Genomic DNA, 17033 nt, shown 5'->3' with positions numbered 1-17033 from the left:
GAGTCCGCGCCTCCTGTTGTGGAACGCAAACGGCTCCGCCCCCGTGCCGTGAGGCGACGGGGGCGGAGCCGGCGGGTTTCGACCGCTGTGCGTCTCGGTCGAAACTTGGTCTCGGTCGAAGCCCGGTCTCAGCCGACCAGCTGGTCGTACGCGGGGAGGGTGAGGAAGTCCGCGTAGTCCGCGTCCAGGGAGACCTGGAGCAGGAGGTCGTGGGCCTGCTTCCACTTGCCGGCCGCGAAGGCCTCCTCGCCGATCTCGGCGCGGATGGCGGCCAGTTCATCGGCGGCGATCTTGCGGGTCAGGTCGGCCGTGGCCGTCTCGCCGTTCTCGAAGACGACACCCGCGTTGATCCACTGCCAGATCTGCGAGCGCGAGATCTCGGCGGTGGCCGCGTCCTCCATCAGGCCGAAGATGCCGACGGCGCCGAGGCCGCGCAGCCAGGCCTCGATGTAGCGGATGCCGACCTGGACCGCGTTGCGCAGGCCCTCGTACGTCGGCCGCGCGTCCAGGGAGTCGATCGCGATGAGCTCGCCGGGGGCCACCGAGACGTCCTCGCGCAGACGGTCCTTCTGGTTCGGCTTCTCGCCGAGGACCGCGTCGAAGGAGGCCATCGCGATCGGCACCAGGTCGGGGTGGGCGACCCAGGAGCCGTCGAAGCCGTCGCCCGCCTCGCGGTCCTTGTCGGCCTTGACCTTCTCGAAGGCGACCTTGTTGACCTCGGCGTCCTTGCGGGACGGGATGAAGGCCGCCATGCCGCCGATGGCGTGCGCGCCGCGCTTGTGGCAGGTGCGGACCAGCAGTTCGGTGTACGCCCGCATGAACGGAGCGGTCATCGTCACCGCGTTGCGGTCCGGCAGGACGAACTTCTCGCCGCCGTCACGGAAGTTCTTGACGATGGAGAAGAGGTAGTCCCAGCGGCCCGCGTTCAGGCCGGCCGCGTGGTCGCGCAGCTCGTAGAGGATCTCCTCCATCTCGTACGCGGCGGTGATCGTCTCGATGAGGACGGTCGCGCGGACGGTGCCCTGGGGGATGCCGACGTAGTCCTGGGCGAATACGAAGATCTCGTTCCAGAGGCGCGCCTCCAGGTGCGACTCCGTCTTCGGCAGGTAGAAGTACGGGCCCTTGCCGAGGTCGATCAGGCGCTTCGCGTTGTGGAAGAAGTAGAGCCCGAAGTCCACGAGCGAGCCGGAGGCGGGGCTGCCCTCGAACTGCAGGTGGCGCTCCTCCAGGTGCCAGCCGCGCGGCCGCATGACGACGGTCGCGAGCTCGGCGGCGGGCCGCAGCGCGTACGCCTTGCCCGTGCGGGGGTCGGTGAAGTCGATGCGGCGCTCGTAGGCGTCGATGAGGTTCAGCTGGCCGAGGACGACGTTCTCCCAGGTGGGAGCCGAGGCGTCCTCGAAGTCGGCGAGCCAGACCTTGGCGCCCGAGTTCAGGGCGTTGATGGTCATCTTGCGGTCCGTCGGACCGGTGATCTCCACACGACGGTCGTTCAGCGCGGCCGGGGCCGGCGCCACCTTCCAGTCGCCCTCGCGGACCTGTGCGGTGTCCGGGAGGAAGTCGAGGGTGGAGGTCCGGGCGATCTCGGCACGGCGCTCGCCACGACGGGCGAGGAGCTCGGCGCGGCGGGGGGCGAACCGCCGGTGCAGCTCGGCCACGAAGGCGAGTGCCGCTTCGGTGAGGACTTCGTCCTGCCGGGGCAGGGGCTCGGCGTCGACGATGGCCAGCGGGGACGGCGCTGGTGCGGACATATCTGTCACTCCTTCAGCGGCGGTGCCTGGCGGCCGCGGGGGAATGCTCGCGCGAGACGGCACGCAGTGCCGTCGGGTGTGGAGAGTTCCGGGATACGGTCGCGGGCGCCGTCTGGGGGTTCAGGGCGCTTCTGACCAGTGGATAGTAATTTCCTCATGGTGGAAGTTCAATGGTTTGTTGATGTCGAGATTCTCTGAGTCGACAGATTCCGCTTGCCGGTGGCCCTCAGTGCCAGGGCCGTCACACCGCGCTCAAAGGAGTCGTGCCAGGTCGGGCGGCGTGTCGATGTCGAAGGCCTCCGCGATGTCCGCGCACTCCACCAGCATGAGCTCCTCGGCATGTCGCGCAAGATGCACCCGCGCGCCCTTGTCGCCGGTCGCCGTCGCCGCGATGTCGGCCCAGCGGTCCGCGCCGAAGAGCACGGGGTGGCCGCGCTCCCCCTCGTAGGCCGCCGCCGCCAGGCTGGTGGGGGAGCGGTACGCCCCGAGCACCCGGGCCACGGCCGCCGGGCCGATGCCCGGCTGGTCCACGAGCGAGACCAGCGCCGCGTCCGCCCCCGTACCGGCCAGCGAGGCCAGGCCGACGCGCAGCGAGGAGCCCATCCCCTGCGCCCAGTCCGGGTTGTCCACGACCACGCAGCCCGACAGGTCGGCGCGCTCGCGGACCTCGGCCGCCGAGGCGCCGAGCACCACGTGCACCGGACCGCAGCCCGCCTCGCGCAGGACGCGCACGGCGTTCTCGACCAGCGGGCGGCCGCGGTAGGGGAGCAGAGCCTTGGGCCGCCCGCCCAGGCGGCGGCCGCCGCCGGCGGCCAGGAGCAGGCCGGCGATCAGGGGCGGAGCGGTGTGTGCGGGGTCGTTGGCTGGCATGCCACCGATTCTCGCTCCTGCGCGCGGTCCGGTGACCGCCGCGCGAGGGTGCGCCGTACGGAGGCCAGCGCGGCACCGATCCGCAGCGGACGGCCGATCCGGTTCTCGGCGGCGGACAACAGGGCACGTTCGTCACGGTCGGTCAACATGTCGGCGTCTCCTTGCCAATCGGGGGCCAATACGGCGAGTCTGGTCCTCGATTGGCCTGGCCGTCAGAGCCAATCAGGGGAGGTTGGCATGGCAAACGGGCGAGTGGTCCAGACAGCGGACAGAACCATCGGCAGCCGCCAGCTCGCAGCCCTGCTGCCCGCCGAGGTCCTGGCCCGCCCCGGCTACCGGGCGCTCGCCGACGCCGTCCGCACCCTGATCCTCGACGGCCGCGTGGCCCTGCACGTCCGGCTGCCCGCCGAGCGCGAACTCGCCGAAGCGGTCGGCGCCAGCCGGGCCACCGTCACCGGCGCCTACGACCTGCTGCGCGAGAGCGGCTACGTCCGCAGCCGGCGCGGCTCCGGCACCTGGACCGAGCTCCCCGAAGGCCACCGCCCGGTCGGCGCCCACGCACTCCTCGGCGCCGGCGGCTACAGCGCCGACGGCGATCCCGGCGTCGACCTCGCCATCGCCGCCATGGGCGCCCCGGAAGCCGGCCTCGCCGACGCCCTCGCCCGGGCCGCGGCACGACTCCCCGCGCTCGCCCGGACCTCCGGCTACCACCCCTTCGGCCTGCCCGACCTCCGCAGCGCCGTGGCCGACCGCTTCACCCGGCGCGGCCTGCCCACGCGCCCCGAGCAGATCCTGGTCACGGCCGGGGCCCAGCAGGCCTTCGCGCTGATCGTCAGCCTGCTCTGCCGGCCCGGCGACCGGGTCGTCACCGAGAACCCCACCTACGCCAACGCCCTCGACGCCCTGCGCCACGCACGGCTGCGCACCGGATCCATCGCCGTCTCCGACACGGGCTGGGACATGGGGATAGCCGAATCCACCCTGCGCCAGACCGTGCCGAGGCTCGCGTACGTCATCCCCGACTTCCAGAACCCGACGGGCGCCCTGATGCCGCCGGAGCAGCGGCTGCGGCTGCTCGCCGCGACCCGGGCGACCGGGACCTGGCTGGTGGTCGACGAGACCATCGCCGACATCGCCCTGGACGTGACCGCACCCGCCCCACTGGCCTCCCTCGCCCCGCGCGGCGGCGCGGACCACGTGATCACCATCGGCTCGCTGAGCAAGACGCACTGGGGCGGGCTGCGCGTGGGATGGATCCGCGCCACCGCGAAGATGATCACGGAGCTGACGGCCGTACGGGTCTCGGCCGACATGACCGGCTCGGTGCTCGACCAGCTCGTCGCCCTCCCACTGCTGGACGGCATGGACGCTGCGCTGCCCGCACGGCTGGCACAGCTGCGGATCCAGCGCGCCGCCCTGGTGCAGTCCCTCCAGCGGCACACCCCGGAATGGTCCTGGCAGATCCCGCCGGGCGGCCTCTCGCTCTGGGTCGACCTGGGCGAACCCGTCAGCTCCGCGCTGGCCGAACGGGCCGTCGCCGCCGGAGTGCACATCGGCCGCGGCGCGCGCTTCGGCGTGGACCCGGGAACCTTCGAACACCGCCTGCGGATCCCGTACACGCTGCCCGCCGACCGCCTCGACGAGGGCATCCGCCGCCTCGCCGCCGCCTTCCACGACGGGATCCCCCTGCCCTCGGCGGTGGACCGCCCCCACTGGGTTGCCTAGGGCGTGCGGATCAGGCGGCGGGTGGCGGCTGCCGCGACCGCCGAGGTGCGGGAGTCGACGCCGAGTTTGGCGTAGACGTGCACCAGGTGGGACTTGACCGTGGCCTGGCTGAGGAACAGCTGCTTGGAGATCTGCTGGTTCGACAGTCCGTCCGCGACCAGCTGCAACACCTCCAGCTCCCGCTTCGTCAGCGCCTCCGCCGGGGTCCGCATCCGGTCCATCAGGCGCAGCGCCACCGCCGGGGCCAGCGCCGACTGGCCCGCCGCGGCCGTTCGTACGGCGGCCGCCAGCTCCTCCGGCGGGGCGTCCTTGAGCAGGTAGCCGGAGGCGCCCGCCTCCACCGCCGCGAGGATGTCCGCGTCGGTGTCGTACGTGGTCAGCACCAGCACCCGGGGAGCGCCCGGGCGGGCGGTGATCAGGGCCGTCGCCTCGGAGCCGTGCATGCCGCGGCCGAACTGGAGGTCCATCAGGACCACGTCCACCGGTTCGCCGGCGGCCAGCTCCACCGCCCGCTCGGCGGTGGCGGCCTCGGCGACCACCGCGAAGTCCGGTTCGGTGTCGAGTACCGCGCGCAGCCCGGCCCGGACCACCGGGTGGTCGTCGGCGAGCAGGAGACGGATGGTCACAGGGCCTCCACGGCGTCCGGATGCCCCGCGTGGTCCAGGGGTTGCAGGGGTTCTGCGTGTTCCAGCGGCAGCGGCAGGGTGACGGCCACGGCGGTGCCCTGCCCGGGGTCGGACTCCACGGTGAACAGCCCGCCCAGGGTCTCGGCGCGCGAGCGCATGGCGGGCAGTCCGAAGCCGCCGTCGCCCGCTCCCGAGGAGCCCGGCGCGACCGAGGCCGGGTCGAAGCCGTGCCCGTCGTCGACGATGTCGAGGGTGACCGAGGCGTCCATGAAGGTCAGGGTGATCTCGGCGCGCCCGGCCCGCGCGTGCCGCACGACATTGGCCAGCGCCGACTGCGCGATCCGCAGCAGGGCCACCTCGTAGGGGGTGGGCAGCACCCGCGGGCTCCCGCTCAGCGAGAACCGCACGCGCGGCCCCGGCACCCCCGCGCACAGCCGTTCCAGCGCGGCCGCGAGCGATCCGTGCTCCAGGTCCGGCGGGGTGAGGGCCCGGACGAAACGACGCGCCTCGGCGAGGTTGTCCTGGGCCGCCTCCCGCGCCCGGCCGATGTGCTCCAGCGCCGGAGCCCCTTGCGGCAGCGCCCGCTCGGCGGCCCTCAGCAGCAGCTGGATGGACGACAGCCCCTGCGCGAGGGTGTCGTGGATCTCCCGGGCCAGCCGCTCCCGCTCGGCCAGGATCCCGGCGCTGCGTTCGGCCGCGGCCAGCTCGGCCCGGGTCGTGATCAGCTCCTCGATGAGCTCCCGCCGGCGCTCGCTCTCCCCGTACAGCGCCTGGTAGCCCAGTACGGTCGCCACCGCCACCGCACCGCCCAGCAGCGGCCCGAGGAAGGCCCCGGGAGTCACAGCGTCGCTGTGCGCCACGTACCCCCCGATCGCCGCGCAGGCGGTCACCGCGACGGCCGCGACCCCCCAGCGCAGCCGCAGCAGGTGCAGCTCCAGGAAGTACAGCGGGAACGCGATCCACAACCCGTCGGAGGAGGTCACGAGCAGCGCCGCCCAGGCCGTCCCGAGCCCGGTCAGCCACAGCGCCCCGGCGCGCGGCGAGCTGTGCACGGCGGGGGCCCGTACGCCGCCCACGTAGACGGCGGCGAGCACCGCGCAGGCGGCGATCACCCAGCCGGCCCGGGGCGCGGAGTCGGCGACGGCCCGGCCGGCGGCGAGCGCGAGCAGCCCGAAGAGCAGCGCGTGCAGGCACAGCCGCAGCACCTTCGAGACGGGGGTGAGGGCGCGCGTGGCCGGGGGAAGGGGCGAAGCGGCGGGAGAAGTCATGGCCGGACCAGCGTAAGCGGGGGCGGACCGGCCCCGGTCAACCGAAAGTTTGATGTCCGGCCGCACCCTTCGATACGAGGATCACTACTGTGGCGCGATGCCTTGTGTCCACGCGGAAGACCAAGGTGGGGGACATGTTCGTCGCATGGAGAGATCTACGGTTCGCCAAGGGCCGCTTCGCCCTCATGGGTTCGGTCGTGCTGCTGATCACGCTGCTGGTCGGCCTGCTGTCCGGGCTCACCTCCGGCCTGGCCCGGGAGAACATCTCGGCCATCACCGGGCTGCCCGCCACGCACCTGGCCTTCGCCGCGCCCGCCGGGGACCAGAAGGTGTCCTTCACCAACTCGCAGGTGGCCGAGCCCGGCTGGCTGGCCTGGCGGCAGCAGCCCGGGGTGAAGTCGGCGGAGCCGCTCGGGATCCGCACCACCAACGCCGTCTCGGGTGAGCGCACCGCCGCGGTCTCGGTCTTCGGCGTGGACTCCGCGGGCGGGCTGGCACCGCGCGGCGCCGGGCTCACCCAGGGGCAGGTGGTCCTCACCGAGAAGGCCGCGAAGGAGCTGGGCGGCCTGACCGCCGGAGCCAAGCTCAAGATCGGCCCGCTCGAACTGGCCGTGGCCGCCGTGTCCGGGACCGCCGCCTACAGCCACACCCCCGTCGTCTGGATGGACCTGGGCGACTGGCAGCGCGTCGGCAACCCCGGCACCTCCATCGACACCCTCGCGACCGTCGTCGCCGTCTCCGGCAGCGGCGTGGACCTCGCCGCGGCGGACCGGGCCGCCGGCACCAAGGCCCGAACCGTCGACGAGGCCCTCGGCGCCATAGGCTCGTACCAGGCGGAGAACGGCTCGCTCCAGCTGATGCGCGGCTTCCTCTTCGCCATCTCGGCCCTGGTCATAGGGGCCTTCTTCACGGTGTGGACGATCCAGCGAAGCGCGGACATCGCCGTCCTGAAGGCACTGGGCGCCTCCACCCCGTACCTCCTGAGGGACGCCCTCGGCCAGGCCGTCGTGATGCTCGCCATCGGTACCGGGCTGGGCACCGCGCTCGCGGTCGGCTTCGGCGCACTGATCAGCGGCGGCCCCGTGCCCTTCGTGCTCGACGCCGCCACGGTGCTCGTCCCCGCCGCGATCATGATCCTGCTCGGCGCGCTGGGCGCTGCCCTGTCCATCCGTCGGATCACCGCCGTCGACCCGCTGATCGCCCTCGGGAGCGCCCGATGACCCTCCTCGTCCACGACGTCACGCTGACCTACCCCGACGGCGAGAGCCGGCTCACCGCCCTGAACGCGGTCGGCCTGGACGTGCCCGCCGGCACGCTGACCGCGGTCATAGGCCCCTCCGGCTCCGGCAAGTCCAGCCTGCTGGCGGTCGCCGCCACCCTCGTCACCCCGGACCGCGGCCGGGTCGTCGTCGCCGGCCAGGACACCACGGGGCTCGGCCCCGCCGAGAAGTCGGCCCTGCGCCGGGAGAAGATCGGCATCGTCTTCCAGCAGCCGAACCTGCTGGCCTCGCTGACCGCCGCCGAACAGCTCCAGGTCATGGCGCACCTCTCCGGCCGCCCGGCGCGTACCGTGCGCCGCCGCGCGCTGGAGCTGCTGGCGGCGGTGGGCCTGGCCGACAAGGCCGACAAGCGGCCCCACCAGCTCTCCGGCGGTCAGCGGCAGCGGATCAACATCGCCCGCGCCCTGATGAACGAGCCCGCCGTCCTGCTGGTCGACGAGCCGACCAGCGCCCTGGACCACGAGCGCGGCGCGGCCGTCCTCGACCTGCTGGTCACCCTGACCCGGGAGCGCGGCACCGCCACGGTGGTGGTCACGCACGACCACGCCCACCTGGATCGGATGGACCGTACGGCGACGATGGCGGACGGCAGGCTCACCCTCCCCGTCACCCCGGAGCCGGCCCCGACGGCCTGAGCGGGCGGGTACGCGAAGGCCCCGGTGGCCCCTCGGAGCGAGGGACCACCGGGGCCTTCGTACGGCGTCGTGTGCGCTTGGCTTCGTACGGGCTAGGCGGGGCTCTGGTTGGCCAGGGCCACCGACAGTTCGGCGGCCACGCCTTGCAGGATCGGCACGAAGGACTCGGCCACGGCCTCGGTCACCCGGCCCGCCGGACCCGAGATGGAGATCGCGGCCGCGGTCGGCGAGTTCGGCACCGACACCGCGAGGCAGCGGACTCCTATTTCCTGCTCGTTGTCGTCGACCGCGTAGCCGGCCCTGCGGACCTGCTCCAGCGCCTCCAGGAAGCCCTCGGGCGTGGTGATGGTCTTCTCGGTCGCCGCCGGCATCCCGGTGCGGGCCAGCAGGGCCCGTACCTCGTCGGCCGGGGTGTGGGCGAGCAGCGCCTTGCCCACACCGGTGGAGTGCGGCAGCACCCGGCGGCCGACCTCGGTGAACATGCGCATGGAGTGCTTGGACGGCACCTGGGCGACGTAGACGATCTCGTCCCCGTCGAGGAGGGCCATGTTCGCCGTCTCCCCGGTCTCCTCGACCAGGCGGGCGAGGTAGGGGCGGGCCCAGGTACCCAGCAGGCGCGACGCGGACTCGCCGAGGCGGATCAGGCGGGGGCCGAGGGAGTACCGTCGGTTGGGCTGCTGGCGTACGTACCCGCACGCCACCAGCGTGCGCATCAGGCGGTGGATCGTGGGCAGAGGCAGACCGCTGGCGGCGGAGAGCTCGCTGAGGCCGACCTCGCCCCCGGCGTCGGCCATGCGTTCGAGCAGGTCGAAGGCGCGCTCAAGGGACTGGACGCCACCGCTGGCGGCGGGGGTCTTTGAGGAAGCGTCGGTGGTGCTGGCGCTGGACGTCGGCACGGCGCGGTCCTTTCGGTGCTGGCAGGCAAGGGAGCAGCCTACCCGGCGGTCGGCGTCGGCCCCAGTGCTGGGTCGGGGTCGTCGTCGCCGGTCAGAGAGGGTTTGTCCTGGTGGCGGACGTCCTCCGGAAGTTATCCGCCCACATCCCGGTGGTGGTAGCTACATTCTGTATAGCGAAATCTTAATTCCATCCTGTGGAAACCTCCAATTGCGGTCCCGGTGTGTCAGTGGTCCGTCCGGTCGCTCTTGACGGGGTACGGATCGCCGGGAAGACTCCGTCAACAGAACGTTGAATTTCGCTCTGTGGAAGTAGATGGGGAGGTTCCGGTGGCCGACGTGGCTGTGGAACTGGTACTGCGCTCGACGCGCGTCATCACCCCCGAGGGGACGCGCGCCGCATCGGTGGCCGTCGCCGGCGGGAAGATCACGGCGGTGCTGGCACACGACGCCGAGGTACCGGCCGGAGCCCGGCTGGAGGACTTCGGCGACGACGTCCTGCTCCCCGGCCTGGTCGACACCCACGTCCACGTGAACGACCCGGGCCGCACCGAGTGGGAGGGCTTCTGGACGGCCACCCGCGCCGCGGCGGCCGGCGGCATCACCACGATCCTCGACATGCCGCTCAACTCCCTGCCGCCGACCACCACGACCGGCAACCTGCGCGTCAAGCAGGAGGTCGCCCGCGCCAAGGCGCACGTGGACGTCGGCTTCTGGGGCGGCGCCCTGCCGGACAACGTCAAGGATCTGCGCCCGCTGCACGACGCCGGCGTCTACGGCTTCAAGTGCTTCCTGTCGCCCTCGGGCGTGGACGAGTTCCCCGAGCTCGACCAGGAGCAGCTGGCCACCTCCCTCGCCGAGATCACCGGCTTCGGCGGCCTGCTGATCGTGCACGCCGAGGACCCGCACCACCTGGACGCCGCTCCCGTCGTCCCGGGCCCCAAGTACGCCGACTTCCTCGCCTCCCGGCCGCGCGACGCCGAGAACACCGCGATCGGCAACCTGATCGCCCAGGCGAAGCGGCTGAACGCGCGGGTCCACGTACTGCACCTGTCCTCCTCCGACGCGCTGCCGCTGATCGCCGCCGCCAAGGCCGAGGGCGTGCAGATCACCGTCGAATCCTGCCCGCACTACCTCACCCTCACGGCCGAGGAAGTACCGGACGGCGCCAGCGAGTTCAAGTGCTGCCCGCCCATCCGCGAGGCCGCCAACCAGGACCTCCTGTGGGACGCGCTCGCCGACGGCACCATCGACTGCATCGTCTCCGACCACTCGCCCTCCACCGCGGACCTGAAGACCAGCGACTTCTCCACCGCGTGGGGCGGCATCTCCTCCCTCCAGCTGGGCCTGCCGGCCATCTGGACCGAGGCGCGCCGCCGCGGCCGGACCCTGGAGGACGTGGTCCGCTGGATGTCCGCCGCGCCGGCCGCCCTCGCGGGCCTGGCGCAGAAGGGCGCGATCGAGGCCGGCCGCGACGCCGACTTCGCCGTGCTCGCGCCTGAAGAAACGTTCACTGTGGATCCGGCCGAACTCCACCACCGCAACCGGGTCACGGCGTACGCGGGCAAGACCTTGCACGGCGTCGTGAAGTCCACCTGGCTGCGCGGTACGCAGATCGCCGACCACGGCACCCCGACCGAGCCCACGGGCCTCCTCCTCGAAAGGCAGAACTGACCAGTGGCGATTGAATCCTTCACCGGCAACGCGAACCCGTACGGAGGCGGCGACCCGTACGCGGACTACCGCACCGCGGACTTCCCGTTCACCCAGTACGCGAACCTCGCCGCCCGGGAGCTGGGCGCCGGTGTCATCGCCGCCAACGACGAGTTCTTCGCCCAGCGCGAGAACCTGCTGATCTCCGAGGCCGCGCACTTCGACCCCGAGGACTTCGGCCACAAGGGCAAGGTCATGGACGGCTGGGAGACCCGCCGCCGCCGCGGCATCTCCGCCACCCAGCCCTGGCCGACCGCCGAGGACCACGACTGGGCCCTCGTACGCCTGGGCGCCCCCGGCGTCATCCGCGGCATCGTCGTCGACACCGCCCACTTCCGCGGCAACATGCCGCAGGCCGTCTCCATCGAGGCCACCAACTGGGCGGGCGCCCTCGCGCCGACCCCGGAGGAGCTCCAGGGCGACGACGTGAAGTGGACGACCATCGTCGCCCGCACCCCGGTCGGCGGCCACGCGGCCAACGGCTTCGAGGTCGACGCCGAGCAGCGCTTCACGCACCTGCGCGTCAACCAGCACCCGGACGGCGGCATCGCCCGCCTGCGCGTCTACGGCGAGGTCCTGCCCGACCCGAAGTGGCTCGACGCGCTCGGCTCCTTCGACGTGGCGGCACTGGAGAACGGCGGATCCGTCCAGGACGCCTCCAACCGCTTCTACTCCCCGCCGACCAACACCATCAACCCGGGCCGCTCCCGCAAGATGGACGACGGCTGGGAGACCGCGCGCCGCCGCGACAACGGCAACGACTGGATCCGCTACCAGCTCGTCGCCGAGTCCGAGATCCGCGCCGTCGAGATCGACACCGCGTACCTCAAGGGCAACTCGGCCGGCTGGGCCTCGCTGTCGGTCAAGACGGGCGAGGACGGCGAGTGGACGGAGTTTCTGCCGCGCACCCGCCTGCAGCCCGACACCAACCACCGCTTCGTGCTGGACGCCCCGGCGGTCGGCACGCACGTCCGCATCGACATCTTCCCGGACGGCGGCTTCTCCCGCCTGCGCCTGTACGGCTCCCTGACGGAGTCCGGCACGGCGGCACTGACGGCCCGCCACCAGGAACTGGGCGGCTAGGCCATACCGCCCCGGGAGCCGACACTCCCGAAGCGGCACAACCCCGCGGGGCGCACCGGTACCGGTGCGCCCCGCGGTGGTTCCGGTACGGGCCAGGGGGAGTCCGGCTCAGGCGACGGCGGGGGAGACGGCGAGGGCAGCGACGGCCTCCTCGTCCTCGAATTCACCGGTGGGGACGAAACCGAGCTCGGCGTACAGCCGCGCGGCGGGCGTGTTCTCCGGGTGGTACGAGAGCCGGATCTCCCGGCAGGACGCGAGGGCGGCCAGACGCAGGATCAGCGCCCGCATCGCGGCACGGCCGACGCCCCTGCGCTGCTCGGCCGCGTCGACGATCATTCCACCGATCCAGTGGGCGCCGCCTTCCTCGTCGTACGCCCACATCACGTGGCCGACGACCACGTCACCGGCGCGGATCGCGAGCGAATTCCACAGCCCGCCCCGCAGGGAGAGCAGCAAGTACCGGGCACCGAGGGCGGCGACGAACCGGCGCTGGCCGTCCGACGGCGCGACGTCCGCGACGGCCCGCCAGTTCTCGTCCGTGATCTCCTCGAGCACCACGCACTGCTCCGGCCGGTCGGTGACGTCGTCCACGGTGTTCCCCTCGTCGTCGATGCCGCTCCGCTGCGAGTCAACGGCCGCGCCGGGCGAGCATATGCACCCCCGCCCGGGCCGTCCCTTCCATTTCCGAGCACCGGACGCTCCGGGCCCGGGCGGCCTGCCCGATCGGCGCCCCCGACCGTGGGCGGCGGGCACCGGGAGGGCCGAGCTCCGACGGTCAGCGGTCCGGAGCCCGCGCGTCGGTCGGCTCGGCCGGCGCAGGTCAGCCTCGCCGGCGTTTGAGGCGCGGGGTCCGGGGCGGAGCCCCGTGCAGGCGGCCCGCACCGGACCGCCGGGGGCGCGCCCCCGATCCCGCCCGCACGCCCGGCCGGAGGGCTACGCGGCGTGCCCGCCGTCCACCGCGAACTCCGCCCCCGTCACGTACGAGGCCTCCGGCCCCGCCAGGAACGCCACCACGGCCGCCACCTCCCGCGGCGCACCGAACCGCCCGAGCGCCGTCATCTCCGCCTGCGAATCCGCGTAGGGGCCGTCCGCCGGGTTCATGCCCGTGTCCACGGGCCCCGGGTGCACGATGTTGGCGGTGATCCCGCGCCCGCCCAACTCCCGCGCCAGCGCCTTGTTGAACCCGATCAGCGCCGACTTGCTCATGGCGTAGAGCGTCCCGCCTGGCCCCGGCACCCGCTGGGTGATGCAGCTGCCGATGGTGATGATCCGCCCGCCGGAGCGCAGGTGCGCGGCCGCCGCCTGGGTGGTGTGGAACACCCCGCGCACATTGACCGCGAGCACACGCTCCACGTCGGCCGGAGCCAGTTCCTCCAGCGGCCCGAGCAGCCCGACGCCGGCGTTGTTGACCAGCACGTCGAGCCGCCCGAAGCGCCGTACGGTCTCCCCGACGGCGTTCGCGACCTGCGCGGCGTCCCCCGCGTCGGCCCGCAGCGCGACGGCCCGCCGTCCGAGCGCCTCGACCTTCCCGACGACCTCGGCGGCCGCCTCCGCGTCGCTGACGTAGGTGATCGCGACATCCCTCCCGTCCTCGGCGAGCCGCAGCGCGACGGCCGCCCCGATCCCCCTGCTCCCACCGGTCACCAGCGCCGCGGTGCTGCTGCTGTCCATGTCGTTCCTCCCGCATTGGATTGGTTGCTGCTTCAATCAAATCCCCGCGGGATCACCACCGCTGGCAGGAATCCGACCTGGCGTTCGCGCATGGCAGCGGAAACGCCGGAGCGCCCTGCCAGGAGTGATCTCCCGGCAGGGCGCTCGCGGTTGAGGCTGCCCGTCCCGACTAGCCGATCGTCAGGAAGGTGTTCCAGCCGTCCTCGTCCCGGCCGACGGCGCCTCCGAGACTGCTGGTTCCGCCCTGGAAGAGCCACTGGTTCTCGTTGTTCCCGACGGCCCAGATGTCGGGGATGCCGTCACCGTTGGCATCGGGAGTACCGAGGACCTTGGGGTAGGCGGCCCTGCCCCAGCCGCTGGTGGCGTAGGTGTAGTCCTCGGCGCCCTCGGAGTTCGCCTTGGACTCCAGGGACGTGAGGTCGACGCCGCCGTTGACGCCCGGCTTGCCCTTGCGCAGGGCCAGACCGCGGTTGGCGTTGGTGTTGTCCCGGAAGATCAGGTCCGGGACCTTGTCCCCGGAGACGTCCCGGACGCCGACGATGTCGCGGCCCGCCCAGCCGGTGGCCATCCTCTTGTAGGAGGCGAAGCTGGAGCCGGTATAGCCGGAGAACACCCAGAAGCCGTCGGCGTCCAGGGCGAACAGGTCGCCCAGGCCGTCGCCGTCGACGTCCTCGGTGACGACGAGCTGCCGGAAGACGGACGGGTCGGGTGCGCTGAGCGGCATCTGCATCTGCATGCGGCGGCCGACGTCGAACTGGCCGGTGCCGGTGCCGGGGTAGATGTAGAGCTTGCCGTCGGGCATCCGTGCGATCAGGTCGGTGAGGCCGTCGCCGGGGTACCAGTCGGTGGCGTGACCGATCAGCGCGGACTGGCCGGTGGCCGGGTCCTTCCAGTACCCGGGGGCCACGGGCTGGCCGTTGTCGACCGCGCCGGGGATGAAGGCGTCGGTGTCGCCGCCCTTGTCTCCCGCGTAGGTGCGCAGGTTGCCGTCCTTGTCGATGGCCAGGAGGTCGGGGTTGCCGTCTCCGGTGACATCGCCGGGCTTGTCCTGGCCGGGCCTGGGCCGGACGAGGAACCCGTAGATGCTCTGGTTGGAGACGTTGCCGGACTTGCTGACGGTGCGGACGTACAGGACGTTCGGACCGGAGGTGTCCACCTGGAGCGGGACGGTAGCCACGTCACTGCCGGCAGCGGGCACGGCCTTCTGGTCGAAGGAGGGCCGGTTCAGGCTCCACTGGTACTCGCGGATGTCCTCGGGCTTGGCGCCGCTGCCCTTGATGGTGAAGGTCTGGCCGGGCGTACTGGCGGGCTCGGTGCTCCAGTCGCTGAAGTTGTCACCCTGGGGCGGGAAAGCGGCGGAGGAGACGGCCGGGTTCGGCGGGACGGTGTGGCTGACGGTGAAGGTGCACCAGGCACCGCTACCGGACTCGTGCGGCCCGCTGCCCGACCACGCGCCGTCCTTGTCCGTGGCGCGGGAGAGCCAGAAGTACGTCTGGCCGTCGGCGAAGGTGGTCAAGGGCACCTCGGCGCTGACGACACCATCGCTGTTGGCCGTGAACCACTGGTCGTAGACCGGAGGCCCACCGGCAGCGTTCCACACCTCGATCTGGACCCGGTCGAGGTTCTGCTGGTCCGGCCTGTCGTCGCGGTCCGTGCCCTTCACCTGGAAGGTGATGTTGGTCTTGCCGATGCCGGTGCCGGGCCAACTGGTCAGGCAGGGGCCGCCGGGGGAGGTCTGCATGTTCGCCGCGATCGGGGTGTCCGGCGGCGTGTTGTAGACGACCTCGATGTACGGGGCGGTCTCGCCGTTGGCGATGAACTTCTTCCAGTAGTACGAGTCCGACTCGTTGGGCGCGGCGAACCCGAGGGACAGCGCCCCCCAGCGGGCGTTGGCGGCCTCGGAGACGAGCCCCTTGATGTCGGGGGCGATCCAGTTGTCCGGGCACGAGCTGTTGTAGCCGTAGCCGGCGCGCTCGGTAGCGACCTTCTTGGTCCAGAAGCCGGTCGTGTTGTTCCACGTGCTCGAGGACGTGATGTACGGAGTCGAGTAGATGTCCGTCGGCTTCTGATCGCACGACCACGAATACGTCTGCAGAGCACGCACGCTGGCCGAGATGATGCCCGCGCCGTGAAGCTGACTGCCGAAGTCGAAGTTGAAAATGGAGCGGGATGTTCCGCCGCTGCTGGATTCGTAACCGACCCGGGCTTCGTTCGTTCCGCTCGCGTTGTAGTTCTGCCCGTTGTAGAAGCTTGAATTTCCTGCCGTCTTGTAAAGCAGGGTCCAAGCGTGCTTGTGCCCCTTGAACGAGGGGTCGATGAATACCGGATATACCGTTTCCGCAGCGCTGAGCAACGCATTGTCCGGGGTGAGGGACAGCGCATTGTCGGCGAGCGCCGCCGCGACGGGCTTCAGGCGTGCACCCTCGGCGCCGGCCAGGCCGGACAGGGCCAGCGTCGGGTGCTGCTTCGCGACGTCGGTCGGCTTCCAGGCCGGTTCGTTGTCGGTGGTGGCGACCTTGCCGCTGGAGTCCCACATCATCGGGGTCGGCGAGCCCGCGATCTCTTCGCCCTTGGCGTCACGGGCACTCAGCGCGTCCGACTCGTCATCCAAGTGGAACGTCATGTCGGGGCTGGCCAGACGGTACTTCAGCTGCCCCAGCAGCGGATCGGCCGCCGCCTGCTTGTCCTTGACCACGAGCAGGTGCGAGTAGCCGCCGTCCTGCGCAGTCATCACCAGGTCGAGCCCGGGGCGGACGTTCTCGTACAGGGCGCGCGGACCGTCGATGACGGGCGCGGGCAGGGTGCCGGGCCAGCTGACGGTCATGTCGTGGCCGCCGGTGTTCAACCGGACCAGTTCGGTCCACACTTCGCCCGGTGTGTCCTGCCGCAGCGCCACGCGGGTCACGCCGCGCGAGGCGCGTTCCCCACCGTCGGCCTGCTCCTTCGACCCCCCACTGAAGAAGACGCGGCCGTTGACGGCCTTGGCCGCGTAGCCGCCCTCCACTCGCTCCAGGGCGGTGTCGATGGGCTTCCAGTTGCCGTTCACGTTGGCGCGGAAGGCCGCACTGTGGATCTGCTTGCGGAACGTCCCGTCAGGCTGCGCCCACGTCGTGGTGTTGGCACTGCGAGCGGCCGTGACCTCGACCTCTTTGCCGGACTCCTCGGCCAGTCGCCGCGCCTGCGGCTCGTCGACCGGAACGTCCTTGCCTGGGCGGCCGTGCGACGCCCCGTCGCCGACCACGTGCACACCGGCCGGCACCGCGACGGCGGCGGCCAGGAGCACGGCCAGACCCCCGAGGGTGCGCCGACGTCGGTACCACCGACGCGCGGGTGCGGGGCCTTCCGTCGAACCGGCCCCTGTAGGCGGACTCTCGCCCGCGGAATCACTGACAGACACGACGTACTTCTCCCCCCTCGGGTGCCCGACACGGCAGCCCTCGGCACTCACTAATGACTTCTGTCCTTGGCCTGAAGAACCTCAACGGCCAACTCCGCCCGGCTTTTCAGGCGCAGGGCGTGCG

Annotated in this window: 14 protein-coding genes; 5 read left to right on the top strand and 9 right to left on the bottom strand. The window is 71.9% G+C overall.

All coding sequences use genetic code 11. The annotated features are described in order from the left end of the window. Positions 1-128: 128 nt before the first annotated feature. The 3 genes from aceB to B6R96_RS37195 all read right to left on the bottom strand — a co-directional run bounded on the left by aceB (position 129) and on the right by B6R96_RS37195 (position 2767). Positions 129-1748, bottom strand: a complete 1620-nt coding sequence (gene aceB / locus B6R96_RS07485; RefSeq protein ID WP_081522034.1) for a malate synthase A — start codon at positions 1746-1748, stop codon at positions 129-131. Positions 1749-2000: 252 nt separating this feature from the next. Continuing rightward, positions 2001-2618: a nucleotidyltransferase family protein gene (locus B6R96_RS07480; protein WP_081522033.1), complete on the bottom strand. Its 618-nt coding sequence runs from the start codon at positions 2616-2618 to the stop codon at positions 2001-2003. Then, positions 2579-2767 carry a hypothetical protein gene (locus tag B6R96_RS37195; RefSeq protein ID WP_159396299.1) on the bottom strand — a complete coding sequence of 63 codons (189 nt, stop codon included), beginning with the start codon at positions 2765-2767 and terminating at the stop codon, positions 2579-2581. Before B6R96_RS37195 ends, B6R96_RS07480 begins: the two co-directional genes overlap by 40 nt. Before the next feature lie 88 nt (positions 2768-2855). Between B6R96_RS37195 and yczR the strand changes: the two genes are divergently transcribed. Continuing rightward, entirely contained in the window at positions 2856-4343 is a 1488-nt protein-coding gene (gene yczR, locus B6R96_RS07475; protein WP_081522032.1) for a MocR-like transcription factor YczR, read from the top strand. Here the strand turns inward: yczR and B6R96_RS07470 are convergent. Both B6R96_RS07470 and B6R96_RS07465 read right to left on the bottom strand, forming a co-directional pair. Further along, positions 4340-4969, bottom strand: a complete 630-nt coding sequence (locus B6R96_RS07470) for a response regulator (protein ID WP_030390325.1) — start codon at positions 4967-4969, stop codon at positions 4340-4342. The genes yczR and B6R96_RS07470 overlap by 4 nt on opposite strands. Next, a complete protein-coding gene (locus tag B6R96_RS07465) occupies positions 4966-6237 on the bottom strand; it encodes a sensor histidine kinase (protein ID WP_081522031.1) in 1272 nt (423 codons plus the stop codon). The genes B6R96_RS07470 and B6R96_RS07465 overlap by 4 nt, the downstream gene beginning before the upstream one ends. A 134-nt stretch (positions 6238-6371) precedes the next feature. Between B6R96_RS07465 and B6R96_RS07460 the strand changes: the two genes are divergently transcribed. After that, entirely contained in the window at positions 6372-7457 is a 1086-nt protein-coding gene (locus tag B6R96_RS07460; protein WP_081525017.1) for an ABC transporter permease, read from the top strand. Continuing rightward, positions 7454-8152, top strand: coding sequence for an ABC transporter ATP-binding protein (locus B6R96_RS07455; RefSeq protein WP_081522030.1), 699 nt, complete (start codon positions 7454-7456; stop codon positions 8150-8152). The genes B6R96_RS07460 and B6R96_RS07455 overlap by 4 nt, the downstream gene beginning before the upstream one ends. 92 nt (positions 8153-8244) lie before the next feature. On the opposite strand, the gene B6R96_RS07450 is transcribed toward B6R96_RS07455, so the two are convergent. Beyond that, on the bottom strand, positions 8245-9048 hold the full coding sequence (locus tag B6R96_RS07450; RefSeq protein WP_030390329.1) for an IclR family transcriptional regulator: 804 nt from the start codon (positions 9046-9048) through the stop codon (positions 8245-8247). A 336-nt stretch (positions 9049-9384) separates the two neighbouring features. On the opposite strand from B6R96_RS07450, the gene allB reads away from it, so the two are divergent. Together allB and alc are read left to right on the top strand one after the other, a co-directional pair. Continuing rightward, complete coding sequence (gene allB / locus B6R96_RS07445) at positions 9385-10719, top strand: allantoinase AllB (RefSeq protein ID WP_384508115.1); 1335 nt, start codon at positions 9385-9387, stop codon at positions 10717-10719. Positions 10720-10722: 3 nt separating this feature from the next. Continuing rightward, complete coding sequence (gene alc, locus B6R96_RS07440; protein ID WP_081522029.1) at positions 10723-11841, top strand: allantoicase; 1119 nt, start codon at positions 10723-10725, stop codon at positions 11839-11841. Positions 11842-11949: 108 nt separating this feature from the next. Here the strand turns inward: alc and B6R96_RS07435 are convergent, their stop codons facing one another. From B6R96_RS07435 to B6R96_RS07425, 3 genes are all read right to left on the bottom strand, one after another. Then, complete coding sequence (locus tag B6R96_RS07435) at positions 11950-12432, bottom strand: GNAT family N-acetyltransferase (RefSeq protein ID WP_107475480.1); 483 nt, start codon at positions 12430-12432, stop codon at positions 11950-11952. Between the two features lie 342 nt (positions 12433-12774). Further along, entirely contained in the window at positions 12775-13512 is a 738-nt protein-coding gene (locus B6R96_RS07430; protein ID WP_081522028.1) for a 3-oxoacyl-ACP reductase family protein, read from the bottom strand. Positions 13513-13681: 169 nt separating this feature from the next. Beyond that, positions 13682-16795, bottom strand: a complete 3114-nt coding sequence (locus B6R96_RS07425; RefSeq protein WP_081522027.1) for a DNRLRE domain-containing protein — start codon at positions 16793-16795, stop codon at positions 13682-13684. Positions 16796-17033: the final 238 nt, after the last annotated feature.

Origin of the sequence: Streptomyces sp. Sge12, from assembly GCF_002080455.1 — a bacterium.
Taxonomy (GTDB): Bacteria; Actinomycetota; Actinomycetes; order Streptomycetales; family Streptomycetaceae; genus Streptomyces.
The sequence above is the reverse complement of the archived record's forward strand: the minus strand, read 5'-3'. Positions and strand labels throughout refer to the sequence as shown.

What these genes read in the sequence shown, in the direction of transcription:
- B6R96_RS07480 (WP_081522033.1), bottom strand. Translation starts at nt 2,618, where the DNA reads ATGCCAGCCAACGACCCCGCACACACCGCTCCGCCCCTGATCGCCGGC.
- B6R96_RS07455 (WP_081522030.1), top strand. Translation starts at nt 7,454, where the DNA reads ATGACCCTCCTCGTCCACGACGTCACGCTGACCTACCCCGACGGCGAG.
- B6R96_RS37195 (WP_159396299.1), bottom strand. Translation starts at nt 2,767, where the DNA reads ATGTTGACCGACCGTGACGAACGTGCCCTGTTGTCCGCCGCCGAGAAC.
- B6R96_RS07465 (WP_081522031.1), bottom strand. Translation starts at nt 6,237, where the DNA reads ATGACTTCTCCCGCCGCTTCGCCCCTTCCCCCGGCCACGCGCGCCCTC.
- aceB (WP_081522034.1), bottom strand. Translation starts at nt 1,748, where the DNA reads ATGTCCGCACCAGCGCCGTCCCCGCTGGCCATCGTCGACGCCGAGCCC.
- B6R96_RS07430 (WP_081522028.1), bottom strand. Translation starts at nt 13,512, where the DNA reads ATGGACAGCAGCAGCACCGCGGCGCTGGTGACCGGTGGGAGCAGGGGG.
- yczR (WP_081522032.1), top strand. Translation starts at nt 2,856, where the DNA reads ATGGCAAACGGGCGAGTGGTCCAGACAGCGGACAGAACCATCGGCAGC.
- B6R96_RS07460 (WP_081525017.1), top strand. Translation starts at nt 6,372, where the DNA reads ATGTTCGTCGCATGGAGAGATCTACGGTTCGCCAAGGGCCGCTTCGCC.